Here is a 25,062-nt window from a genome sequence, read left to right as displayed (position 1 = left end):
GCGCTCGATTTTCGGACAGCGCATGAACTGAACAATCATAAAGACAAAGATCCCTGCCAGCGCTGTAGTCTGTCGGTCTCGGGATCATTGGACGCGAGTGAAGAACTTCGACGTTTCGTGCCTGCCTTCAAAGGTCGGAAAATTTCCTCTGGTGTCATAACCCCTTTAATTGGCGTGATAATGGATACTTCAGAGAAAGTTCAGGACGACCACTGGTCTTGGTGGCCAAGAAAAGGTTTGCAAAGGCACACTTACTTCGCCGTGGTCCCCTAATGTTGCCGCCTCCCAGCTCTCCGCTTGGTCCGCTAAAACTTGATAAGGTGTTCATCGAGTACGACAGCCCGCAGCTGTTCACCTGTAAGGATGCTACCGGTTCGCATTTTCTGGCGGTGCATGCGTTCGAAGACGAGCATAGTGATCAGTGGATCTATGTCCGTGTGAGCACCAGGCGTCTCCGTCAATTGCAAAAGGGTAGTTTGGATCTCTACGAAGCTTTTCGTAAAGCAGAATCCGAGCATCTCGATATCGTGTATTTTAGGGAAGGATCGTTCGATAGAATCGAGACGGTAAGATCTGACGATATAAGAAATGATTTAATGCCGGAGAGAAATACATTTCTTAGTAGTATAATAAAGCCAAACCAAACCCTTGAACCTGCATCGAATTATGCGATTGCGAGTAATGAAACATATGAATTTGAGGATGAGGGTCGCGTTTTAGCTATCGCCACTGAATCTGCGCCCATGTGGGAAACTTCTCCGATTGTACTAGATTATTTGAAAAGAATGCGGACCCCGGTGCACGTCGCGGCTGAGCGGAGTCGTAGGGTTGTCGCTGATATTGTTCTGAAGCAGGCGGAGAGTGTGGTAAATGTGCCGTTGGCTGCTCTGGGCGCACTGCTTGCCACGACGCAGAGGTTAGTTGACGCGTTGGGGTCGCCTTCAGGTGGTACGAGAGGGCCGATTGGTTCGGCTCTTGCGCAATGGACGAAGCTTGACGCGGTCGCACCGTTCCCTTCGTCCTTTGGCATACGTGTAGAAACTCATGAGCCGAGCATGTTTGGCGATACGGGTGGGCAACGCGCCGTGGAACTCATGGTCTCGCTGATAGCGATACGAGACGAAAGCGTGCTGCGCGCAGCTTTGGAGAATGTGCACAAAAGGGCCCTGTTGCATTACAAAATGTTTGTTAGGGCTGTCGCAAAGACCGGATCAGACCTGAATTTCTCGGTTGGCGTACCAGGCGCCCCTTCTGTCCTAGAATCAAGCATGCGAGCCAATGAGGCTGAAACCGTCTACCAATGGCTCGATTCGGTAGTGCAAAAGGATGACGCGGACATCACCTTTGAGGGGCGGCTTGTAGGCGTCAGTCTGAGGAGCAGAACGTTTCTGTTGGAAAATGAGAAGGAAAGTTATGAAGGTCGAATTGCGGAAGAGTGTCTAAAGGAAGTTGATCAGAAGCGTATTAACATGATGCATGTCGCTACCATCGGGGTTCGCACTGAATTGAACGAAGCGACAGGCGACGAGTATCAGCGCTACACATTGAAAAAAATTGCTGCTCAAGGTAACGAGCAATCTTAGTGATGTTCTTTGCACTACAAAGGCTCATGGTATCGAGCCCCTATGTTCGCTGAGGTCGGTGTCTCATCGGGTCGAATTTCCGGAGCGATAGCAAGGCGGCTCAGTGCAATAAGTCTGGCTGTTATTGTTTGCCATTTCGGAGCAAACACTTCTCCGAGTGGTTGACCTATTGGAGGGCGTTCTCGAAGGTCCGCGCCGCCTTACGCATTAATGCTGTTTGATTGAAGGTGTGCATCCTGGCAATACAAACGATGGACTTACGCTCTGTCGTCTGCAGGCCACGTTGGCCTTATGTTTGACCCATCCAAAGGGGTGTAAACAGGTTTGTGGCCGTCTTCAACGCACGGACCAAACATTCCTGGCCTTCGCGCTAGTGTGCCAACCATCATCGACAAGTTTGCGTTTTGAAGGTCGACCATGCAGTTTACCATCTCTACGCCTCGCTCAGTACGCCGGTAAGTTGATTGCGAGTCGTTTGGCCAGTGGATGGCGAATCCACATAGCAGATCCCTATCATCGACTAGAACCTCCATCAATCCCTTGTATTGAAGGTCATAAGGAACCGCCGTGCCTTTATGAAGACCCCATACCTGCCTGGTAGTCATCTCAATCTGAAGGTAGGCCGCAATGAATGCCTTCGCCTTAGTGACGAAATTATCCAGCTCTTCAAACGTTAGTTTAAATGCTCTAGTCCCACTTAAATCGCTACGACTCCGGAATCCGTCCTCTGCTAGGATGAAGTCTGAATGTTGAACTGCGTTTCGCAGTCTGCTGTTGTAAAACTCGTCGTATAGATCGCCAATTTTTAGTCCGCTCTCTATCGACAACGACTTTATGATCTCGATCTTTCTACCCGTTCGAATTCCGGACTTTCGAAATGCCGATTTTTCCTTATCAGTGAGCAGGTCAAAGTATGGATTGGGGCTGTATCCCTTGCCGAGCCTAAATCGCAGCAGGTTTGTGAGCACCTCATATGGCGCATCCATCTCAACGATGTGGCTGTAGAGCAGAAGCCCGATCCGCCACATAGTCTTCTCGCCATCGGGGAATCTCTGTTTCGGGAGCCTCACCTTCATCAATCGATTTAGGTCATTCAAGATGTTGCGGCTTTCGGCATAAGGGTCCCACCCCTTGTCCTCCATACCAAGTACCCGTAGCAAAGACGAAAAATAGCAAACTATATCGTTGCTGATAGGACTGCTGGGAAGGAAGAGCGGCTCCAGGAGCCCAATATACCGGTCGCGATGTTCGTAGAAGACGGAGCCAGTTTCCGTATCGGTCATACCGAAGCTTTCAAGCGTCAACGTCTATTCGTTACAAAATTTTACAGTATTCCCTAAGTGAGGGTATATCACCGATATACTGCTTCGCATACCGAAAACTCTCCGACGAAATCATGTTCGCATCTGGAGCTTTCGGTCTGGAGGCCCAGCTCTCAGCCGTTTTCTGCTCTGCCATGAACTTGGCTGCGACGTCAGTAAGGGTGTTCACAGGCCCGGACGCGGGTTTCGCAAACGTTGAGCTTAACGGAATGACGGTTTCGTCGAAGTCGAAGCTATCAAAGGAGTGATCGTGAGCCAAAACCTTTGCGCTGTAATCTCTGTAAGCCTTCCGCATTTCGATTTTGAATGTCTCGAACGCAATTGAGCCCGGAGCTAGAGGGAGACGGTACTTTTCGGCAAAGCCAATGGCTAGCGAGTCATCGCTAATGTGCGGCAAGATATCAGCGCCGGTTGCGACAGCTTCCTCCGCGAACCCGACCCCGTTCCGTAAGGCGTCTGTGTGAATGGCCGAAAGTCGTCCTTGCGCAGCCATCTCGCTTTTGCGGCGCGCTAACGCATCTTGAAAGTGATTCTTAAGAGCTTCACGTATCTCATCATAGCGCATGCCGGATGCTGACCACTGTTTCATAAAGGCTTGGCCGACATAGCTTAGGTGTCGAGCCAGAGACAAGGCTTCCGAGCCTACGCTCGTACCAAGCGAAATTTTGAGACTTGTTGGAGTCCGACTGCCGGAAGCGCAGGACCTAATGAGTGGCCAGCGAAAATAGAAAACCCGGTGACGTGAGATTTCGAGATAGGTCGGATTATGCATTCTGGTGCATCCTCTGGATGCCTCACCAGCAAATGCTCAGCGTAAGCCATTGATTTTCAAGAGGATGGTGGGCGTGACAGGGATTGAACCTGTGACCCCTGCAATGTCAATGCAGTGCTCTCCCGCTGAGCTACACGCCCATCCGAAGCCGCGCATACACCATTTTTGGTCCGGCGCGTCAATAGCAGGAAAAGAGGAAATACATGTCGTCTCGCCGCGGCTGTGGATTGACGCCCGGCGGCTTGCGGGAGGCGGGTCAGGCCGCCTGCAGCATCTTCTCGACCTCGTTGACGAGATCGCGCAGGTGGAAGGGCTTGGACAGCACCTTGGCGTCTTTCGGCGCCTTGGAATCCGGGTTCAGCGCGACGGCGGCAAAACCGGTGATGAACATCACCTTGAGGTCCGGATCGATCTCGGTGGCGCGACGCGCCAGCTCGATGCCGTCCATCTCCGGCATGACAATGTCGGTCAGAAGCAGCGAGAACGGTTCCTCGCGCAGCCGCTCATAGGCGCTGGCGCCGTTGTCGAAATCGCTGACCTGATAGCCGGCGCGCTCCAGCGCCTTGACGAGGAACCGACGCATATCGTCGTCGTCTTCCGCCAGAAGAATGCGTGCCATGATATCCCGTCCGAATCACCCGCCCGAGACTGCCGTGGGGCAGGCCCGTTAACCATCCTGTATATGAGGAGGTGAGAGTAAACATCAAGTGAACGCGGACGCGCTTGACCCACATTTGCCCAGCGGCACGACCGCCGAAATGCTGGACATGCGGCCAGCAAGGTGGCAGTTTCATGCCATGATGCACTGGTGTTTTCGGGTTCGTTCAAATTGAAGACGGCAGCCGAGGATTTTTCGGTCTTTCCACCCTTCGAAATCCGTTCGGGCGCCGAGCAGCGCGTCCCCTTTCTCTTCAATTCACCGCATAGCGGCCGTTACTATCCCGAACGCTTCCTTGCCATGGCAAGGCTCGATCGCAACGCCATCCGCCGCTCGGAGGATTGCTATGTCGACGAGCTGTTCGGCGGCGCCGTGGCGCTGGGCGCGCCGATGCTGGCGGCGAATTTCCCGCGTGCCTATCTCGACGTCAACCGTGAGCCCTGGGAACTCGACCCGCGCATGTTCGCCGAGCCGGTGCCGTCCTTCTGCAACATCCGCTCCGCGCGCGTGGCCGGCGGGCTCGGCACCGTGCCGAAGCTGGTGGGCGAGGGGCTCGACATCTATGCGGGCCGCTTGCCGCTCGCCGAGGCGGTTGCTCGCATCGAGGCCGTCTACAAGCCCTATCACGAAACGCTGAAGCGGCTTTTGACCAGGACCCACGCCCGTTTCGGCTTTGCCGTGCTGATCGACTGCCACTCGATGCCGGCGAGCATCCGCGTCGGTGACAACGGGCTGCGGCCGGATTTCATCATCGGCGACCGTTTCGGCATCTCGGCCACCGCGGCCCTGACCGAAACCGCGATCGGCCTGCTGACCGCGATGGGCTATACCGTCGCTCACAACAAGCCTTACGCCGGCGGTTTCATCACGGAACACTATGGCCGCCCTGCGCGTCATCTGCATGCGCTGCAGATCGAGGTCAATCGCGGGCTCTACATGAATGAGCGGACATTCGAGAAAGCCGCCGGCTTCGACGCGCTGGCCGACGATCTGACGCGATTTTCAGCCGACCTGATGGCGATGCCAGACCATCATTTCATCGACCTGCCGCTGGCCGCGGAGTGAAGATCACGCCTTGTCTCATGCGTGCCACTGCCCCAATACACTTTGCAGTATTTGGACCCTTTGCAGTATTTGGGCGGCACGCTGCGGAAGCGGCGGTGAAAAAAAGACCGCATCGTTTGCACGATACGGTCGAAGTCTAGGGAGGAAACGCCCAAGGAGGGCATGGACAGGAAACCCTGTCCGAGATTGAGGGTATTGTGCAGCGCACAAATGTCAAGCGACGTTTAGGCTTTTTTAATTCAGAGTGATGTGGAAATTGCGTTTCGTTGGCGGGAACGTGACATTTTGGCAACAGACGTCGCTGGCGAATAATCCTCGAACACCCTTGTTTTGGCACGAAAGTGGCGGCAAACGACAGTCCGGGCATGCCGTAATGCGGGAGAATCAGTTGGACATCAGCATCGACTTCATGCGCCGCATCGCGCAAGCGGCGGCCGCCGAAACCTTGCCGCGCTTTCGCGCCCAAGGTGCGGTCGCCAACAAGGAGAAGGGCAGTTTCGACCCGGTCACCGAGGCCGACCGCGAGGCCGAGCGCGCCATCCGGGCGCTGATATCGGCCGAGTATCCCGACCACGGTATCCTGGGCGAAGAGCATGGCAGCGAGAACATTTCCAGCCGGCATGTCTGGGTGATCGACCCGATCGACGGCACGCGCGCCTTCATCTCCGGCCTGCCGGTGTGGGGGACATTGGTCGGCCTGACGGTCGATGGTGACGCGGTCGCCGGCATGATGGCGCAGCCCTTCACCGGCGAGCTGTTCTACGCCAATGGCTCCGGCTCGCACTACGAGGGGCCGGGAGGTCCGCGAAAACTGTCGACCCGCAAGACGACGAAGCTGGCCGAGGCGACGTTGTTCACCACAACGCCGGCGCTGTTCAAGGGCGAGGCGCGCAATCGCTACGACGCGTTCGAGCGGCAAATCCAGCTCGCCCGTTATGGCGCCGATTGCTATGCCTTCGCCATGATCGCCTCGGGAAGCGTCGACATCGTCGCCGATCCCGGATTGAAGCCCTATGACATCGTGGCGCTGATCCCGATCATCGAGAAAGCCGGCGGTGTCGTCACCACTTTCGACGGCGGGCCGGCGGAGAATGGCGGCGATATTCTGGCGGCGGCGACACCGGAGCTTCATGCCGCCGCCATGGCCGCCCTGCGCGGCTGATATCGTCCCTGGTCAGCGCGGCCTTATCGAGCGCTGGAATTCCGCAGGGGTGCGCCCGTAGACCTGCCGGAATGCCGCCTGCGTCCGGGAGAGGTCAGGCCGTCGGATCGTCCGAGCCGGGGACGAAGGCGTCGAAGGCGGCGAGGAATTGTTCGCGGTAGAGGTCGGCCTCCTGCAGGATTTCGTGTTTGGCGCCGTCGATCATCAACAGCGAACCGAGTCTCAGATTTCTCGCATATGCTTCCACCGCCTTGGTCGAGACGACCTGGTCGGCGCCGGCGGCGATGATCAGCAGAGGCACCTGAATGCGGGCCATGAAGTCGGGATCGCATATGGCTTCCGACGCCTTCGCCGCCGCCTGCAGCCAGCGGACCGTCGGGCCGCCAAGTGCCAGTTGCGGATATTCTTCATAGATGCGCGTGTTGCGGCGATAGCGCTGCGGATCTGATGTCACCTTGTTGACCTCGAAGGGCAGCGTCTGTCTCGGGCGTGGACCCCAGGCGGCATAGAGCCTGCCGAGCCCCAGGGCGCAGAAAATCGAACAGACCCGGCGCACCGTCCCTATCGAGACCGGCAGGTCGGGCAGCGTCAGGAATGGCGCGATCAGTACCATGCGCCGCACGCGGTTCACCATCGACGGCGCGGCAAGCAGCGTGATTACCGCCCCGGCGGAATGGGCGAGGATGTAATAGGGTCCACGGCAGTCCGGCAGCACGATCTCCTCGAAGAACTGCTCCAGATCGGCCGTATAGTCGCGGAACGACCTGACATAGCCGCGCTGGCGATCGCGGATCAGCCGGTCGGAATCGCCCTGGCCGCGCCAGTCGAGGGTGGCGACACCGAAGCCCCGCGCGGCAAGGTCGCGGATGGTCTCGAAATATTTCTCGATGCACTCGTTGCGGCCGCCGAGCAGCACCACGGTGCCCCGCATTGGACGCGCCACCGCCGCGAACAGGCCATAGCGGATCTTCTTGCCGTCGCGCGTGGTGAAAAAGCCGCCCGTGACGTTTTCCGGTCGCGGATTGCCTTCAACTTCGTGAAAAAGGGGTGTGTCGTGGAAAAGATCCGTCATTCGGCGCTTTGTGCTCGGCGTCTTGGCGCGCCAGCCCTTCACGGCCAGCCTCGTCAAGGTGATAGACGCCCACACATCAAAAGCAAAGCAAATCCGGGTTACGGAGGCCTGCAGCGGGGAAGGCCGGAAGCGGCTTTGAGCGCGCTTCCGGCCCCTGTCGATCCGGGAGGAAGGGACGTTAACACCCGGTTCGGCCTCGATGCGGCACCTCTGCAAATGCGGCGCCGCCAATCCTTGATCTTGAAAGCCACTTTAGCGGCGGTTGTCTGAACGGGCGCCGAAGCGCCGGTTCATCTGCCGTTCATCAAAGGCGGGCGGCCTCACTCTTTTTGCCGTCAAACGAAACTTGAAATGCTTTCGAACGCTCCCCAGATGTGGGTTGCGGCCGCCAATGTTGGGGCCGCTGGTCCAGCCGAAACGCCACTTACGGGTTTCGCACCGGCCATACGCAAACCATGTTGCTCAACAGGAGAACACCTCATGCGTCACGTTGATTTTTCCCCGCTTTATCGTTCGACCGTCGGCTTCGACCGTCTCTTCACCATGCTCGATTCGCTCGCGCAGCCCGATGGCGCGCAGACCTATCCGCCCTACAACATCGAGCGCACTGGCGAGGATTCCTACCGCATCTCGATGGCGGTTGCCGGCTTCTCGGATGACGAGATCTCCATCGAAGCCCACCGCAACGTGCTGACCGTGAAGGGTGAGCGCAAGGACGAGGGCACCGGCGAAGGCTCCGAGCTGCTCTATCGCGGCATTGCCTCCAGGGCTTTCGAGCGCCGCTTCCAGCTTGCCGATCACGTTGAAGTCGTAGGCGCCGCGCTGAAGAACGGTCTGCTCTTCGTCGACCTCAAGCGCAACATTCCCGAAGAGCTGAAGCCGCGCAAGATCGCGATCACCTCGGCTCCGGCCAAGGCCAAGCAGATCGAGGCCAAGACGGCAGCCTAAAGGTTCAGTCTCCCTCCCGAGACGGAAAGCGGCGCCGAAAGGCGCCGCTTTTTTGTTGTCGCGAAGGCTGATTATCCCGCGATCAGCTGGCCAAAGCGGTCGACTTCCTCCGAGGTCGTCGCAAAGCTGGTGACGAAGCGATAGAGCAGTTCCTCCTCGCCGATATGGCCGTCAAAGCCGTGCGGCCTGTGCCAGTCGTAGAAGGCCGCGCCCGCCGCCTGCAGCTTCTCGGCTTCGGTTTTCTTGATCACCGCGAACACTTCGTTGGCCTGCGGCAGCCAGGCGAGCTTTGCCGTGGCCGAATCCTCGATCGCGGCCGCCAGGCGCGCGGCCATGGCGTTGGCATGCCTGGCGGTGTCGAGCCATAGCCCGTCCTTGAAATAGGCTTCGAACTGCGCTGCGACGAAACGCGACTTCGAAAACAGCTGTGCCGCACGCTTGCGCAGGAAAGCCAATTCCTTGGCGCGGTCGAGATCGAACAGCACGATCGCCTCGGCGCACCAGCAGCCGTTCTTGGTGCCGCCGAAGGACAGGATGTCGACGCCGCGCTTCCAGGTCATTTCAGCCGGCGTTGTGTCGAGCGCGACCAGCGCATTGGCGAAGCGGGCGCCGTCCATGTGCAGCGGCACGGAATGGTGTTTGGCGATCGCCGCAATCGCGGCAATGTCGTCCAGGCCATAGATCGTGCCGACCTCGGTCGACTGGGTGATCGAAACGGCCATCGGTCGGCCCCAATGGACCACCTCGCCGGCGAAACGGCCGATCGCCTTGTCCAGATTGTGTGGCTCGATCTTGCCCAGCGGGCCATCGACGGCGTGAAGCCGCGAGCCGCCGGAAAAATATTCCGGCGCGCCGCACTCGTCCTCGATGATATGCGATTCGCGGTGGGCGAAGGAAATGCCGCCGGGCTTGTTATAGGCCGTCAGCGACAGCGAATTGGCGGCGGTGCCGGTCGCCACGAAGAACACGGCCACTTCGCGTTCGAAAATCTCGCTGAAGCGCTGATAGACGCTTTGGTCGAGGGCACCATCGCCATAGGCGGTCGAAAAGCCGGCGGTATGGGCCGAAAGGCCGGCTGCAATGCTTGGGTGGGCGCCTGCCCAATTGTCGGAAGCGAAGAACATGCGTCTGCCTGTGCTGGGGAAATCGCCGGGACCTTGACCGGTTTCATGACCCGCCCGCAAGAGCCAGACACAAGAAAACGGGTAAAGCCAGCGTCGGGCTCGCGGTACGTTCAGAGACCGAAGCTTACGTTTTGCAACCGCCTCACGAAATTTTGTGTCGCGACGAGGCCAAGTTTTTTGTGAATCGGTCTTGTATGGGTCCTGGATTTCTGTCATAAAAATTTAGGACAGTAGTGCTGTCTTATTTTGTCGCACAAAACAGGCTGGATTGGCGTATCGTTTAGGCCACTCCGGCTTTTGCCGCGAGCGACAGGTGGACGGACCAGCTCTGGCCTGTACGATACCGGATGTGAACCAGCGGCGCGCCGCTTGGTTCGGCGATTTCGCAAGACGTGCCGCAAGGATGAAGGGCGAGCCCAAGTGCTCGCCAAGGCAAACCAGCGCCCCCAGGCTGACCAAGGCCAAATGGCGCGGAACGGAGGATAGGACGATGACGGAATTGACGCTCTCTGCGACGAACGGCCAGGCCGCGCAGACGAAAGCGGCCGCCGTCAAAAATACCTCCACCAAAAATCGCGCGACCACCGGCGGCCTCACCGCTCAGGGTCTCTACGACCCGCGCAACGAGCATGACGCCTGCGGCGTCGGCTTCATCGTCAACATGAAGGGCGTGAAGTCGCATCAGATCGTCGAGGACGGGCTTGCGGTGCTCGAAAACCTGACGCATCGCGGCGCCGTCGGTGCCGATCCGCTGGTCGGCGATGGCGCCGGTGTGCTGGTGCAGCTTCCGGATCTTTTTTTCCGTGAGGAGATGGCGGCCCAAGGTATCGATCTGCCACCAGTAGGCCAGTATGGCGTCGGACACTGGTTCATGCCGCAGGATGCCGTCCTTCGCGCCCATGTCGAAGAGATCATCGCGGAATCGGCGCAGTCCGAAGGGCTGCCGCTGCTGGGATTCCGTGACGTGCCCGTCGACAATTCGTCGCTGTCGAAGGCGGCTGACATCGTCGCGTCCGAGCCTTTCCACCGCCAGGTCTTCATCGGCCGCACGGCTGATATCACCGACGACGAGGAATACGAGGCCAGGCTCTATCTGCTGCGCAAGGTCATCTCGGGCCGCATCTACGCCGAGAACGACAACAAGGACATCGGCGCCTATTGCGTGTCGCTGTCGGCGCGCACCATCGTCTACAAGGGCATGTTCCTGGCCTATCAGGTCGGCGCCTACTACAAGGACTTGACCGATCCGCGTTTCGAGACCGCGCTGATCCTCGTCCACCAGCGTTTCTCGACCAACACCTTCCCGTCGTGGAAGCTGGCGCATCCCTACCGCATGGTCGCGCATAATGGCGAGATCAACACCGTGCGCGGCAACAACAACTGGATGGCTGCGCGCCAGGCGTCGGTCGATTCCGAACTGTTCGGCAACAACATCTCGAAGCTCTGGCCGATCTCCTATGACGGCCAGTCCGATACGGCGTGCTTCGACAACGCGCTCGAGTTCCTGTTCCAGGGCGGCTACAGCCTCAGCCACGCCATGATGATGCTGATCCCGGAAGCCTGGGCCGGCAACAAGCTCATGGATGCCGACCGCAAGGCTTTCTACGAGTACCATGCGGCGTTGATGGAGCCGTGGGACGGGCCGGCGGCGGTTGCTTTCACCGATGGACGCCAGATCGGCGCCACGCTCGACCGCAATGGATTGCGCCCGGCACGCTACATCGTCACCGATGACGACCGCGTCATCATGGCTTCGGAAGCCGGCGTGCTGCCGGTGCCGGAGGAAAAGATCGTCCAGAAGTGGCGGCTGCAGCCCGGCCGCATGCTTCTGATCGACCTGGCCAAGGGCCGCATCGTCCCCGACGAGGAGATCAAGTCGGAGATCGCGACCAAGCACCCGTACAAGACCTGGCTTGGCAACACGCAGCTCATCCTGGAAGATTTGAAGCCGGTCGAGCCGCGCGCGCTGCGCAAGGATGTCAGCCTGCTCGATCGCCAGCAGGCGTTCGGCTACACCCAGGAAGACACCAAGCTGTTGATGTCGCCGATGGCGACCACCGGCCAGGAAGCGGTGGGCTCGATGGGCACGGACACGCCGATCTCGGCGATGTCGGACAAGTCGAAGCTGCTCTACACCTATTTCAAGCAGAACTTCGCCCAGGTCACCAACCCGCCGATCGACCCGATCCGCGAGGAGCTGGTGATGAGCCTGGTGTCCTTCATCGGACCGCGGCCGAACATCTTCGACCTGGTCGGCAATTCGCGGCGCAAGCGGCTCGAGGTGCGCCAACCGATCCTGACCAATGGCGACCTCGAGAAGATCCGCTCCATCGGCCACACCGAGGACCGCTTCGACACCAAGACGATCGACATCACCTATGGATCGAGCGAGGGCGCTGCCGGCATGCAGGGCGCCGTCGAACGTCTGTGCGAGCGGGCCGAAGCGGCGGTCGCCGGCGGCTACAACATCATCATCCTGTCCGACCGCCAGCTCGGGCCGGACCGCATCGCCATCCCGGCACTGCTGGCGACGGCCGCCGTGCACCACCATCTGATCCGCAAGGGACTGCGCACCGCGGTCGGCCTGGTCGTCGAATCCGGCGAGCCGCGCGAGGTGCATCATTTCTGCTGCCTCGCGGGCTATGGCGCGGAAGCGATCAATCCCTATCTCGCCTTCGACACGCTACTCGACATGCACAAGCGCGGCGAACTGCCGGAAGAGGTCGACGCCTATGAAGTGGTGTCGCGCTACATCAAGTCGATCGGCAAGGGCATCCTCAAGGTGATGTCCAAGATGGGCATCTCGACCTATCAGTCTTATTGCGGCGCGCAGATATTCGACGCCATCGGGCTGAAGTCGGATTTCGTGCAGCAATACTTCACCGGCACCGCGACGCTGATCGAAGGCGTTGGACTGGATGAGGTCGCAGGCGAAACCGTCAGCCGCCACACGGACGGTTTCGGCAGCGATCCGGTGCTGCGCAACAGCCTGGAGGTCGGCGGCGAATATTTGTTCCGCATGCGGGGCGAGGCGCATATCTGGTCGCCCGACGCGGTCGCCACCTTGCAGCATGCGGTGCGCCAGGGATCGTGGGAGACGTTCAAGGACTATTCGGCGCAAATCGACAGCGAGACGGCCCGTGCCCAGACCATCCGCGGCCTGTTCAAGATCAAGCTGGCGGGTGAGACCGGCCGCACGAAGGTCGCACTCGACGACGTGATGCCGGCGGCCGATATCGTCAAGCGCTTCTCGACCGGGGCGATGTCGTTCGGCTCGATTTCCAGGGAAGCGCACACCACGCTGGCGCGCGCCATGAACCAGATCGGCGGCAAGTCGAACACCGGTGAAGGCGGCGAAGAGGCTGACCGTTACCTGCCGCTGCCTGGCGGCGGCAAGAATCCGGAACGCTCGGCGATCAAGCAGGTCGCTTCGGGACGGTTCGGCGTGACTGCGGAATATCTCGTCAACTCCGACATGATGCAGATCAAGGTCGCGCAAGGCGCCAAGCCCGGCGAGGGCGGCCAGTTGCCAGGTCACAAGGTCGACGCCACCATCGCCAAGGTGAGGCACTCGACGCCTGGCGTCGGCCTGATCTCGCCGCCACCGCACCACGATATCTACTCGATCGAGGATCTGGCGCAGCTGATCTACGATCTGAAGAACGTCAATCCGGCGGCCGACGTGTCGGTCAAGCTGGTGTCGGAAGTCGGTGTCGGCACGGTCGCGGCGGGCGTCGCCAAGGCACGCGCCGACCACATCACCATTTCGGGATATGATGGCGGCACCGGTGCCTCGCCGCTGACCTCGCTCAAGCATGCCGGCAGCCCGTGGGAAATGGGTCTTGCCGAAACGCACCAGACGCTGGTGCTGAACGGCCTGCGCTCACGCGTGGCGCTGCAGGTCGACGGCGGTTTGCGCACCGGGCGCGACGTCATCATCGGCGCGCTGCTCGGCGCCGACGAGTTCGGCTTCTCGACCGCGCCGCTGATCGCGGCCGGCTGCATCATGATGCGCAAGTGCCATCTCAACACCTGCCCGGTCGGTGTGGCGACGCAGGACCCGGTGCTGCGCAAGCGCTTCAAGGGCACACCCGAGCACGTCATCAACTTCTTCTTCTACGTGGCGGAAGAGGTGCGGGCGCTGCTGGCCGAGATGGGCTTCACCCATATCGACCAGGTCATCGGCGACGCCGACCTTCTGGAAAAGCGCGACGTGATCCAGCACTGGAAGGCGCGCGGGCTCGACTTCTCGAAGATGTTCTACAAGCCCGATGCGCCGCATGAAGCGGTGCACTGGACCGAACGGCAGAAGCATCCGATCGACGATGTGCTCGACCGCAAGCTGATCGAACTGGCCAGGCCCGCGCTGGAGACCAAGCAGCCGGTCAAGATCGAAGTCGACATCCGCAATGTCGACCGCTCGACGGGCGCCATGCTGTCGGGTGAGGTGGCCAAGCGCTTCAGGCACAAGGGCCTGCGCGAGGACACGATCCAGGTCAAGCTCACCGGAACCGCGGGGCAGTCCTTCGGCGCCTTCCTGGCGCGCGGCATCTCGTTCGAGCTCGTCGGTGCCGGCAACGACTATGTCGGCAAGGGCCTGTCGGGCGGACGCATCGTGATCCGGCCGCCGCAAGAGGCCAGGATCGTCGCGGCCGACTCCATCATCGTCGGCAACACGGTGCTCTATGGCGCGACCGAGGGCGAGGCCTATTTCGCCGGCGTAGCGGGCGAGCGTTTCGCCGTGCGCAATTCGGGCGTGGCAGCCGTCGTCGAAGGCGTTGGCGACCATGGCTGCGAATACATGACCGGCGGCGTCGTCGTCGTCATCGGCAAAACCGGCCGCAACTTCGCCGCCGGCATGTCGGGCGGTGTCGCCTATGTGCTGGACGAGGCGGGCGATTTCGCCGAGCGCTGCAACATGGCCATGGTCGAGCTGGAGCCGGTTCCGGAAGAAGACGACCTCATGGAAAAGCTGCTGCACCATGGCGGCGACCTCGATCACAAGGGTCGCGTCGACGTGTCGGGCGACATGACCAGCCATGACGAGGAGCGGCTTTACCAACTGATCTCGAACCACGTGCATTATACGGGTTCGGTGCGCGGCCGCGAGATCCTCGACGACTGGACGATTTTCCGGCCGAAATTCCGCAAGATCATGCCGGTCGAATACCGCCGCGCGCTGATCGAGATGGAACGCATGCGCATGGGCGTCGCGGCCGAATAGATTTTTGAGAATTGCCGGGGAGCCCAGGTTTCCCGGCCCCTTTCATCGACAGTTTGACCTCGGGCTCAAGGTTGCCATGGCTGCCTCAAGAGGTTAACGGGTGCGGCGAAAACCGCACCATCTGGACAGCAGGAACTGGACTATGGGCAAGGTAACAGGCTTTCTCGAAATCGACCGGCAGGTGCACAAGTACCAGCCAGCCTCGGACCGCATTCGGCACTTTCGCGAGTTCACGCTGCCGATGTCGGACAAGGAGGTCGAGAAACAGGCCGCGCGCTGCATGGATTGCGGCATTCCGTTCTGCCACGGGCCGACGGGCTGCCCGATCCACAACCAGATCCCCGACTGGAACGACCTCGTCTACAACAGGGACTGGGACAACGCGATCCGCAACCTGCATTCGACCAACAATTTCCCGGAGTTCACCGGCCGCATCTGTCCGGCACCCTGCGAGGAAGCCTGCACGCTCAACCTCGAGGACATTCCAGTCGCCATCAAGACGGTGGAGCAGGCGATCGCGGACAAGGCTTACGAGACCGGCCATATCAGGCCTTATCCGCCGGAGAAGAAGACCGGCAAGCGGGTCGCCATCATCGGCTCTGGACCGGCCGGCATGGCGGCCGCCCAGCAGCTTGGCCGCGCTGGCCACGACGTGCATGTCTACGAGCGCGAGAGCCGCCCCGGCGGGCTGATGCGTTACGGTATTCCCGACTTCAAGATCGAGAAGCACTATATCGACCGGCGCATCGAACAGATGCAGGGCGAGGGCGTCACCTTCCATTGCGGCGTCAATGTCGGCGTCGACAAGCCCGTCGTGGAACTGCTGACCGAACATGATGCCGTGCTCTATTGCGGCGGTTCGGAAACGCCGCGCGCCGCCGGAATTCCCGGCGACGATCTCGGCGGCGTGCATGACGCGATGCCCTATCTGGTGCAGCAGAACCGCCGCGTCGGCGGCGAACCGATCCAGTCCGTGGCATGGCCGTCGCATCCGATCATCGCCGGTGGCCAGCATGTCGTCGTGGTCGGTGGCGGCGATACCGCGTCCGACTGCGTCGGCACTGCCTTCCGCCAGGGCGCGGTGCGCGTCACCCAGCTCGACATCCGCCCGCAGCCGCCCGAGAAGGAAGACAAGCTCTCCGTCTGGCCCTACTGGGCGACCAAGATGCGCACCTCGTCCTCGCAGGCCGAGGGCGCCGAACGCGAATTCCAGGTGGCGACGCTCGAATTCATCGGCGAGGAAGGCCAGCTCACCGGCGTCAAGTGCTGCGAGGTCGACGAGAAGCGCAAGCCGATCGCCGGCACCGAATTCGTCATCCGCGCCGATCTCGCCTTCATCGCCATCGGCTTTGCCGGCCCGGCGATGGCAGGCGTTGCGGCGGAACTGGAGGGTGAGATGAAGATCACCACGGACAGCCGCCGTTCCAGGAATGTCGAGGCCAACGACCGCGACTACAGGACCAGCGTCGACCGGCTCTACGCGGCGGGCGATGTGCGCCGTGGCCAGTCGCTGGTCGTCTGGGCGATCCGCGAGGGCCGCCAGGCCGCACGCTCGATCGACGAGGCGCTGATGGGGACGACCGTCCTGCCGCGTTAGAGCTGTTCAGCGTTTGATAGACTCGCTGACCCGCTCTAACTCTTTGCTTTCACGCAATTCCCTAGGGAAAGCGCTACGCGCTTTTCCCGGAAAACCGTTACACACTTTTCCTGGAATTGCTCTAAGGGCTGATCGCCGTCGTGGTGTCGCTTGCCGCCGCCGCGGCTGCTGGACTTGCCTTCGGCGGCCATGAGAAATCATCAGCGCGACCTGGGGAGGCCTCCGGTGCCTTGCCCTCGATCACCAGCCTTTCCCCGGGAAGAGCTGGATTGGCTTTCGGCGGCGGGGCAGCGCCGAGCAATTCGGTGCCGCCGTCGAGCGCGGGATCGCTGAGCAGCATGGGTTGGGTGCGATCGATGACGATGGGCGCGGCCGCCGGAGCCGGTGCTTCGACGGGTGCGCCTGCCGGCGCTGCCGTCGGTGCCACGCTTCCCGGCGCTGCCAGTCCAAGGATCTTCAGCAGCGGCTTTTCGGTGTAGAAAGCGAGCTTGCGCTTGCCTGCCTTGGACACGTTGATGCCGTCATCGGCGCGCAGCCGCACGGGCTGGCCGTTCATGTCGGGGCCGCTGGTAATGAAGGCGCCGTTCTCGTCGACGAAGCCGTCCCAGACATCGACGAATTCGCCGCCGTGGCTTTCGGCCGCCTTGTGGTAAATATCGTTGAAGGCCAGCATGTCCGAGGTCATCTTCGGCACCCGGAAGGCCGGCATGCCGACCCACAGGAAAGGCACCTTGGCGGTGGCGATCGCCTTGCCGAACTCATCGGTACGGCGTTCGTATTCCTTGGTCCAGTTTTCGGAGCGAGGCTGCTCGCGCACGTCGCCGACCTTCATCTGCTGGCGGTCGTTAGACCCCAGCATGACGACCACCGCGGCGGGTTTTTCGGTTTCGATCAGCGATTTGATCTGTTCGGGCCAGTTGTAGAAATCATCGCGCACGAAGCCTGACGAGCCATTGCCGCGGACAACGATCCTGACACCGGTATTCTCGGCGAAGGCTTCGTCCAGACCCTCGGCGAGGCCCGTCGCCATGAAGTCGCCGACCACCAGGACGGTGCGGGCGTCCGGCGCCTTGTCGACCACGGGCGTTGCCGGCTCCTCGGGTGGACGAGGCGCACGAGGTTTCTTCTTCGGCTTAGGCCTCGCCTGCTGGATGTCCGGCGGCGGCTCGACCCGCTCGCTGCGGCGCGGAAACAGAAGGTCGCGCAACGACCAGCCTCGGCTCTGCTGCGGCTGCTCCTGCGCCATGGCTGGGGCATGGACGGCGCCGGCCACCGCAATGGCGAGCACGGCGAAGGCCAGGATCAGCACCGGCATGCGACGAACGAACGTGCCGATGCGCGCAGGCCAAACCAATCGCTCCCTCCCTACTCAACGTCAGGCTCTATTTCTGCCTGAGCCATTTCAGCACTTCCAAGCTCGGATAGCCATCCTGGGTCAAGCCGACCTTTGCCTGATAGGCCATGATGGCCGTCTTCGAGCCGTCGCCGATCTTGCCGTCGAATTTGCCATCATAAAGGCCATGCTGGGAAAGTCGCTTCTGCAACTCCTGCCGTTCCTCGAAGCTGAGCTTGGTGAAAGGCCGGTTCCAATCCTGGACCAGGCCGCTGCCGCCGGCGATCTCATCGGCAAGCAGACCAACGGCCAGCGCGTATTTGTCGGCATTGTTGTAGGCCTTGATGACAGAAAAATTCCTGACCATCAGGAAGGCTGGTCCGCCACGCCCGTCCGGCACTTTCAGCGTCGCCTTGTCGGTGAGGTTCTTGAACGGCTTGCCGCTGGCCCTGACGACGCCGAGCGCCTGCCATTGTGCCAGTGTCTTCGATCCGCCCGGCAATTTGCCTGCCGGCAACGTGACTTCGTAGCCCCAGGTCTTTCCGGCCTGCCAGCCATTCTTCTTGAGCAGGTTGGCTGACGTCGCCAGCGCATCGGGAATGGAATTCCAGATGTCGCGCTTGCCGTTGCCGTCCATGTCGACGGCATAATGCTGGTAGCTGGTCGGGATGAACTGGGTCTGGCCCATGGCGCCCGCCCAGGAGCCCATCAGGTGGCTCTCGTCGATATCGCCGGTTTGCAGTATCTTCAGCGCCGCGACCAACTGGGTGCGGGCATATTTCGAACGTTTCGCGTCGCCGTAGCCCAAAGTCGCCAGCGAACGGATGACGTTGCGCATGATGTCGTCGCGCTTGAGGATCTCGCCATAGTTCGATTCCATCGACCAGATGGCAAGGAGAACGTAGCGGTCGACGCCGAACCTTGCCTCGATCCTGTCCAGCCAAGGCTTCCACTTTTTCGCCATCTGCTGCCCGACGGCGACGGACTGATCATGGACGCGGTTGTCGAAATAGTCCCAGGCGGGGGCGGTGAATTCGGGCTGCGTTCGGGCCTTTTCCAACACCACCGGATCGGGCTCGTTGATAGCCCTGAAAGCCTGGTCGTAGACGGAGCCGGAAACGCCGCCCGCCACGGCGGTGGCGCGGAACCCGGCGACCCATTGCCGGAAACCGGCGTCGGCGAAAGCCGGCCCGGTCGGCATCAGCAAAGCGAGCGAGAGGCTGGCCGCCGTCATGACGCTGGCGGCGAAACGTTTTGCGGCATTGCGAACGGACATCTTTTCCTCCTTCTCTGTCTCAGGAAAGACCATTCATCGCCGAACCGGGTTAGGAATTAGTTTACCATAGGCGTCGCCTGGAACGAAAAGACACCTGGAAGCTTAACCGGTGGAAGTTTCCCTCAGTTGCCCCAGTAATCTTCAATTCCGGCGTGAAAATGTCGCGAGACGGGGATTGCGGAGCTGGCCTGCAAACGGATAATTGAAAGCATGAAGAGAGTTCGCAAGGCAGTTTTCCCGGTCGCCGGTCTCGGCACGCGGTTTCTCCCGGCCACCAAGGCTGTTCCCAAGGAGATGCTGACCGTCGTCGACAGGCCGGTCATCCAGTATGTCGTCGATGAGGCGCGCGAGGCGGGCATCGAGCATTTCATCTTCGTCACCGGCCGCAACAAGGCGGTCATCGAGGACCATTTCGATATCCAGTTCGAGCTCTATGACACGCTGGCACAGCGCGGCAAGGACGAGCAGCTTGCCCGCCTGCAACGGCTGCAGCCGGCGCCGGGGCAGACCAGCTTCACCCGCCAGCAGGTGCCGATGGGTCTCGGCCATGCCGTCTGGTGCGCGCGCGAATTGGTCGGTGACGAGCCGTTCGCCCTGTTGTTGCCGGATATGATCATGCAGTCGGAGAAGAGCTGCACGAAGGCAATGGTCGAGCTCTACGAGGAAACCGGCAACAACATCATCGCCGTGCAGGAATGCGATCCGGCGGAGGCGCATAAATACGGCATCGTCGGGCGCGGCGAAGACACGCATCACGGGTTCCGCATCACCGAAATGGTGGAAAAGCCGAAGACCGGCACGGCGCCGTCCAATCTCTACATCAACGGCCGCTACATCTTGCAGCCGGAAATCTTTGGGATTCTGGAAGGGCAGGAGAAGGGCGCCGGCAACGAGATCCAGCTCACCGACGCGATGCTGAAGCTGGAGAAGCAGCAGGCCTTCTACGGCTACCACTATCAGGGCCGCACCTTCGATTGCGGTTCGCCGGAAGGTTTTGTCGAGGCCAATGTCGCCTTCGCGCTGTGGCGCAGCGACATGAATGAGAACATGGCCGGCGTCATCCGCACGCTTCTCGACGAGGTGAGCCCATCCGAGCGCCGCGGGGCCGCATTTTAGTCACCGCACTTTCGTCATCCTCGGGCAAAGCAGGAGCGTGGCGACGTCGCGGAGACCCCAGGATGACGAAGCTTATACGCCTTCAGCGCTGCACTTTCACGCCGAGGTAGATGCTGTTGGCGGTGTAGTCGCGGCCGGGCAGGTTGCTGGTCAGCTTCTCGGTTCTCACCCCGGTGGTGAGGCCGGCATACCGGTTCAGCCACCAGGTCAGTCCGGCCTCCGCGCTCAAGATCCTGTCATGGCCGTCGATGCCGACATAGTCGCGCCAATCCAGGCCCAGAGCCGCATTCGCGGTAAGATTGGATCGGATCACACGTTCGCCCGTCAGGCGTCCGGAGTAGAGGATATCGCCGCTTTCGCCTGACGTGGTCGTGGTCTCGACAGTTGTCTTGCCGGTCAAGCCGATCAGGGTGCCGCGTTGCGGCGACCATTTGACATCCGCGTTGACGGTGGCCCCAGAAATCGCTTCCAGGCTCTTGTCGTCGACCGCTTCCCTGAGCCAGCCGGCCGAGAATTCACCCGACAGCTTCTCGCCCATGTCGAGTTGCAGGCCCGCGCGGGCGCCAAGCCGCGTCGAGGAGCGCTCGAAGCCTTCATTGTCGACGCGCTGGTCGTAGGCCCGGCGGCCGACCTCGATTTCGGTGAAAGGCGTGAGCGCCGGGGAAATCTCGTAGCCGGTGCGCAAGGTTGCCGTGTAGAGCGTGTTGTCCTGGTCTTTCTGCGACAGCGAGGTGCCGTCCGAGAGCTTGGCGTCGCCATAGAAGTCGTGTGAGACCGCCCCGGTCAATGTGTACTGCATCTTGCCGACCGCCTTCTCGACGCCGAAACTGCCGTCGATCGACTGCCGCAGGGGCTGGGTGCTGACGCCGGCGATGGCATCGGGCGAAGACGCGGATTCCGGCACGGCTTCGTAGCCGAGCTTGGCGATGGCGCGCATTTCCTTGTCGAGGTCGACATTGAGCTGGCCTTCGATGCGGCCCTGCGCATCGTGAACCCGGTAGCCCGACACGGTTTCGCGGAAAATGCCGTAGCCGTCGATGGTCGCGGAGTTTTCACGCCAGTCGGAGGCGGCGGTAAAGCGCAGCGCCGTCTCGGACAGCAGCGCCGATGTGCCGGCACTGCTCGAATCGCCGTTCGTCGTGGCCGTCAGCCCCTGTTCGATGGTCGGCCGGATGACGAAGGAGCCCCATTTGACGCCGGTGGCGGCGAACGGATCGTCCTCGGGTTTCTTGTTCCGGCCCTCGATCGCAGTGGTGCGCTCGGCGCCGGCGTCGAGTTTCTGCTTGTCCGCACTGTCGATGGTGAGTGCACGGCGGTTGGCCGCGTCCTGGTCCGCCGCGATGCCGTCGGTGTCGTCCGTTGTGGCAGTGGTGGTTGGATCCGTAGCCGCCGTAGTGCTCTTTTTCTTCTTCGACTTGTCGGTCGCCCTGTCCTTTGCCTTGTCGGCCGCATTCTGCCTGGCGGTCGAAGTGCGGCGCGGCTTGGGCTGCGTGGGCGCATCAGGGGGGGTATCGTCGCTAGCCTGGGGCGGGTCGAAGGCGCTGCTGGTCGAGTTCGCGGCGTCCGTGTCGTCAGGCACGGCGTCGGCGCTGGCCGGCAAATAGGTGCGCGCCGGCGCATTGTCCCGCGCGTCAGCGTTGGCCGCCGTTTGCTGGGCGAGAACCAGGCTTCCCGCCTTGCGCTGCTGGTCGGACAGGATCGCCGATTCGGATACTTCTCCACGCAGTTCCGTTTCCTGGGCATGGAGGGGCGCAGGGCGCAGCAAGGCAAGGATGCTGGTCGCCAGCAGCAAGGCGCAGGCCGCCTTGTCCCGTCGTCCTCTCAATTTTTCTGGCTGGACCCCGGACATCGCCACCACTGCTCGCGCGGCGCATGCGCGCCATACTTACCGAACCGTAAATGGGGATGGTTAATGGAGGGTTGAGGCGGCACGCATCACCCCCGGCTCAAACGCGATTTCCGCGGGCGACAATGCGGGTCCGGGTCGTGCCTCTGTTTTGATCCTTGTCCTTGCCCCAACCGCCGCACACTCGACCTTGATGCCGGAGGGCCATTTCCGTTGGACAGGCGGGCGGCAAAGCGCTAATCGCATCATCCATGCATGCTAGATCTCTCGATAAGAAGCCTCTGGACAGGCAAGCGTCGATCGAATCGGCGCTGAGAACGGTGGCAACCGAACAGGCCGGGATCGCGGCCCTTGCCGAGGCACTCGAGAACGGACTGGCAGCACCCTTTGCCCAGGCCGTCGAGATGATCTCGAAGATCGAGGGCCGGCTCATCGTCACCGGTATCGGCAAAAGCGGCCATATCGGTTCGAAAGTCGCGGCGACGCTGGCCTCGACCGGCACGCCGGCCTTCTTCGTCCATCCCGTCGAGGCCAATCATGGCGATCTCGGCATGATCGCCAAGGACGATGCCATCATCGCGATTTCGTGGTCGGGCGAGAGCAAGGAGATGATGGGCATCGTCGCCTATTCCAGGCGTTTCTCCATCCCGCTCATCGCCGTGACCTCCGGGGAGACGTCGGCGCTGGCGCGCGCGGCCGACGTGGTGCTGCTTTTGCCACGCACCCCCGAGGCATGCCCGCATGGCCTGGCGCCGACGACATCGACGCTGCTGCAACTGGTCATCGGTGACGCGCTGGCGATCGCGCTGCTCGAGGCGCGCGGCTTCACGCCTGACCATTTCCGCACCTTCCATCCCGGCGGCCAGCTCGGCGCCAACCTGACCATGGTCTCCGAGATCATGCGGGCCGGCGACCAGATGCCGCTGGCTTCGCTCGGCACCAAAATGCCGGAAGCTGTGATGACATTATCGCAGAAGAAGGTCGGCTGCGTTCTGATCGTCGACGCGAATGGCGAACTGGCCGGGATCATCACCGACGGCGATGTCGCGCGCAACCTGCACCGCAACCTGGCCGACGTCATCGTCGACGAAGTGATGACCCGCACGCCCAAGACGGTCGACCCGCAGACGCTTGCAGGCACGGCCATCGCGCTGCTCAACGAGCACAATATCGGCGCGCTGGTGGTGACCAGGAACAACATGCCGCTGGGCGTGGTGCATTTCCATGACCTGCTGCGCATCGGCGCCGCCTAAGGCGTGTCGGTATTCAGGTCAGGCCGAGCCGAGAACGACAGCCTCCTGCGCTTCCCAGTTCTACTGCGTCGCAGTAGAACTGTGCTCACGGACTTAATGCCCGCTCCGCTCCGGTTCTCGGAGGCCACCATTCTCGGCTCGGCCTGACCTGAATCTCAACACACCTTGTGCCGGTGCTATTCAGGTATTGGGGGTCGGAAACTCAGACCTGTTCCACCGTCAGTTCCAGGTCGGTGTCGGCAGCGGCGGTGACGCGCACCTGTGTGCCGGCGGGCAAATCCGGGCCGGAAACCCGCCACAGCGTGTCCCCGAGCTTGATGCGGCCGCGGCCGTCGCGGATCGGCTCGGCAAGCGTCGCCATCCTGCCGATCATCTGCGCACCACGGCGGTTGAGCAGCGGCTGGTCGCTCGGCTGGTCGTGTCCGCCCATGAGTTTCTTGCCGGCAAAGGCTGAAACCAGCGACAGCACGAGGAATAGCAGCACCTGGACCTGCCATGTCCAGATGGCGGCATCCCAGATCAGCAGCGACACCGCGCCGACGATGAGGGCGGCGATGCCGATCCAAAGCATGAAGAAGCCCGGCGCGATGACCTCTACCACCAGCAGCACGAAGCCCAGAACCATCCAGTTCCACGGGCCGAGTTCAGAAACGATGCGGTCGATCATGAGAGTGGCCTATCTCAATTCTCGCTCGGGCGGACCACCGGCGGACGTGCTGCCTGCCTTTGCGCACCGGTCGTGCCTTCGCTGCGGAAGACTTCCTTGGCGATTTCGCCAATGCCGCCAAGTGAGCCGATCAGAGACGACGCCTCGAAGGGCATCAGCACGATCTTGCTGTTGGTGGCGGTGCCGATCTTGCCCAGCGCCTCGGTGTATTTCTGGGCGACGAAGTAGTTCAGCGCCTGCACGTCACCCTTGGAAATCGCTTCCGACACGACCTGGGTAGCGCGGGCTTCGGCTTCGGCGGAGCGTTCGCGCGCCTCGGCATCGCGGAAGGCGGCTTCCTTGCGGCCCTCGGCTTCGAGGATCTGCGACTGCTTGAGGCCCTCGGCGGCCAGGATCTGCGCGCGCTTGTTGCGCTCGGCGGTCATCTGGCGGCCCATCGATTCGATGAGGTTGGCCGGCGGGTTGATGTCCTTGATCTCGACGCGGGTGATCTTGATGCCCCACGGGTGCGCCGCCTCGTCGACGACGCGCAGCAGGCGCTCATTGATGGCGTCGCGGTTGGACAACAGCTCATCGAGGTCCATCGAACCCATGACGGTACGGATGTTGGTCATCGTCAGGTTGAGGATGGCGTTCTGCAGGCCGGCAACCTGATAGGCGGCCTGTGCCGCATTGAGGATCTGGTAGAAAGCGATGCCGTCGACACCGACGATGGCGTTGTCGCGCGTGATGATCTCCTGGCTCGGAACGTCGAGCACCTGCTCCATCATGTTCATCTTGGCGCCGATGCGGTCGACGAACGGCGTGATGAGGTTGAGACCGGGGCTCAGTGTCTTGGTATAACGACCAAAGCGTTCGACGGTATAGTTGTATCCCTGCGGAATTGTCTTGATGCCTTTGAACAGCACCAGAACGACAAGCGCGACAAGAACAACGACCGCAATATCGAAACCACTGAAATCCATTTGCCTCTCCCTCAAAAGCAGGTCGCGCGAGCCATTCCCGCGCAACCAACTTCACCAAAGACTTAAGTGTGTTTCAAGA

The 25,062-nt window shown here is 61.3% G+C and carries 18 protein-coding genes and 1 tRNA gene; 8 read left to right on the top strand and 11 right to left on the bottom strand.

Annotated elements, in window-relative coordinates; genetic code table 11:
* The first annotated feature begins 221 nt into the window (after positions 1 to 221).
* Positions 222 to 1,583: a DUF6575 domain-containing protein gene (locus O7A70_RS01455; RefSeq protein ID WP_337139024.1), complete on the top strand. Its 1,362-nt coding sequence runs from the start codon at positions 222 to 224 to the stop codon at positions 1,581 to 1,583.
* Positions 1,584 to 1,840: 257 nt separating this feature from the next.
* On the opposite strand, the gene O7A70_RS01450 is transcribed toward O7A70_RS01455, so the two are convergent.
* The 4 genes from O7A70_RS01450 to cpdR form a co-directional block, all read right to left on the bottom strand.
* Complete coding sequence (locus O7A70_RS01450) at positions 1,841 to 2,866, bottom strand: hypothetical protein (RefSeq protein ID WP_337138727.1); 1,026 nt, start codon at positions 2,864 to 2,866, stop codon at positions 1,841 to 1,843.
* Positions 2,867 to 2,897: 31 nt separating this feature from the next.
* Complete coding sequence (locus tag O7A70_RS01445) at positions 2,898 to 3,677, bottom strand: hypothetical protein (RefSeq protein ID WP_337138726.1); 780 nt, start codon at positions 3,675 to 3,677, stop codon at positions 2,898 to 2,900.
* 65 nt (positions 3,678 to 3,742) lie between these two features.
* Positions 3,743 to 3,817 (bottom strand) — tRNA-Val (locus O7A70_RS01440).
* Between the two features lie 116 nt (positions 3,818 to 3,933).
* Positions 3,934 to 4,296: a cell cycle two-component system response regulator CpdR gene (gene cpdR, locus O7A70_RS01435; protein ID WP_006199474.1), complete on the bottom strand. Its 363-nt coding sequence runs from the start codon at positions 4,294 to 4,296 to the stop codon at positions 3,934 to 3,936.
* A gap of 162 nt (positions 4,297 to 4,458) precedes the next feature.
* Between cpdR and O7A70_RS01430 the strand changes: the two genes are divergently transcribed.
* Both O7A70_RS01430 and hisN read left to right on the top strand, forming a co-directional pair.
* Positions 4,459 to 5,400, top strand: coding sequence for an N-formylglutamate amidohydrolase (locus tag O7A70_RS01430; protein WP_127869910.1), 942 nt, complete (start codon positions 4,459 to 4,461; stop codon positions 5,398 to 5,400).
* 388 nt (positions 5,401 to 5,788) lie between these two features.
* On the top strand, positions 5,789 to 6,562 hold the full coding sequence (gene hisN / locus O7A70_RS01425; protein ID WP_337138725.1) for a histidinol-phosphatase: 774 nt from the start codon (positions 5,789 to 5,791) through the stop codon (positions 6,560 to 6,562).
* Between the two features lie 94 nt (positions 6,563 to 6,656).
* Here hisN and O7A70_RS01420 read toward each other — a convergent pair whose 3' ends face one another.
* Positions 6,657 to 7,634 carry an alpha/beta hydrolase gene (locus O7A70_RS01420; protein ID WP_337129745.1) on the bottom strand — a complete coding sequence of 326 codons (978 nt, stop codon included), beginning with the start codon at positions 7,632 to 7,634 and terminating at the stop codon, positions 6,657 to 6,659.
* A 480-nt stretch (positions 7,635 to 8,114) separates the two neighbouring features.
* Here O7A70_RS01420 and O7A70_RS01415 point away from each other — a divergent pair, with 480 nt between their 5' ends.
* Positions 8,115 to 8,582 carry an Hsp20 family protein gene (locus O7A70_RS01415; protein WP_027142918.1) on the top strand — a complete coding sequence of 156 codons (468 nt, stop codon included), beginning with the start codon at positions 8,115 to 8,117 and terminating at the stop codon, positions 8,580 to 8,582.
* Between the two features lie 71 nt (positions 8,583 to 8,653).
* Here the strand turns inward: O7A70_RS01415 and O7A70_RS01410 are convergent, their stop codons facing one another.
* Positions 8,654 to 9,706 (bottom strand): threonine aldolase family protein, encoded by a 1,053-nt coding sequence (locus O7A70_RS01410; protein ID WP_337138724.1) that lies wholly within the window; start codon positions 9,704 to 9,706, stop codon positions 8,654 to 8,656.
* Positions 9,707 to 10,196: 490 nt separating this feature from the next.
* Between O7A70_RS01410 and gltB the strand changes: the two genes are divergently transcribed.
* Both gltB and O7A70_RS01400 read left to right on the top strand, forming a co-directional pair.
* Entirely contained in the window at positions 10,197 to 14,930 is a 4,734-nt protein-coding gene (gene gltB / locus O7A70_RS01405) for a glutamate synthase large subunit (RefSeq protein WP_337138723.1), read from the top strand.
* 142 nt (positions 14,931 to 15,072) lie between these two features.
* A complete protein-coding gene (locus tag O7A70_RS01400) occupies positions 15,073 to 16,527 on the top strand; it encodes a glutamate synthase subunit beta (protein ID WP_337138722.1) in 1,455 nt (484 codons plus the stop codon).
* Between the two features lie 121 nt (positions 16,528 to 16,648).
* On the opposite strand, the gene O7A70_RS01395 is transcribed toward O7A70_RS01400, so the two are convergent.
* Both O7A70_RS01395 and O7A70_RS01390 read right to left on the bottom strand, forming a co-directional pair.
* Entirely contained in the window at positions 16,649 to 17,881 is a 1,233-nt protein-coding gene (locus tag O7A70_RS01395; protein WP_337138721.1) for an SGNH/GDSL hydrolase family protein, read from the bottom strand.
* 28 nt (positions 17,882 to 17,909) lie between these two features.
* Entirely contained in the window at positions 17,910 to 19,136 is a 1,227-nt protein-coding gene (locus tag O7A70_RS01390; protein ID WP_337138720.1) for a lytic murein transglycosylase, read from the bottom strand.
* Between the two features lie 210 nt (positions 19,137 to 19,346).
* On the opposite strand from O7A70_RS01390, the gene galU reads away from it, so the two are divergent.
* Positions 19,347 to 20,252 carry a UTP--glucose-1-phosphate uridylyltransferase GalU gene (gene galU / locus O7A70_RS01385; protein WP_032936280.1) on the top strand — a complete coding sequence of 302 codons (906 nt, stop codon included), beginning with the start codon at positions 19,347 to 19,349 and terminating at the stop codon, positions 20,250 to 20,252.
* 82 nt (positions 20,253 to 20,334) lie between these two features.
* On the opposite strand, the gene O7A70_RS01380 is transcribed toward galU, so the two are convergent.
* Positions 20,335 to 22,101, bottom strand: coding sequence for an outer membrane beta-barrel protein (locus O7A70_RS01380; protein WP_337138719.1), 1,767 nt, complete (start codon positions 22,099 to 22,101; stop codon positions 20,335 to 20,337).
* Between the two features lie 248 nt (positions 22,102 to 22,349).
* Here O7A70_RS01380 and O7A70_RS01375 point away from each other — a divergent pair, with 248 nt between their 5' ends.
* A complete protein-coding gene (locus O7A70_RS01375) occupies positions 22,350 to 23,351 on the top strand; it encodes a KpsF/GutQ family sugar-phosphate isomerase (protein WP_337138718.1) in 1,002 nt (333 codons plus the stop codon).
* 202 nt (positions 23,352 to 23,553) lie between these two features.
* Here the strand turns inward: O7A70_RS01375 and O7A70_RS01370 are convergent, their stop codons facing one another.
* Positions 23,554 to 24,018, bottom strand: coding sequence for an NfeD family protein (locus tag O7A70_RS01370; RefSeq protein ID WP_027146255.1), 465 nt, complete (start codon positions 24,016 to 24,018; stop codon positions 23,554 to 23,556).
* A gap of 14 nt (positions 24,019 to 24,032) precedes the next feature.
* Positions 24,033 to 24,983, bottom strand: a complete 951-nt coding sequence (locus tag O7A70_RS01365) for an SPFH domain-containing protein (RefSeq protein ID WP_027146254.1) — start codon at positions 24,981 to 24,983, stop codon at positions 24,033 to 24,035.
* Between the last annotated feature and the right edge of the window lie 79 nt (positions 24,984 to 25,062).

This window comes from Mesorhizobium sp. Cs1299R1N1 (assembly GCF_037179655.1).
Taxonomy (GTDB): Bacteria; Pseudomonadota; Alphaproteobacteria; order Rhizobiales; family Rhizobiaceae; genus Mesorhizobium; species Mesorhizobium salmacidum.
This window is presented reverse-complemented; position numbering and strand designations above follow the sequence as displayed.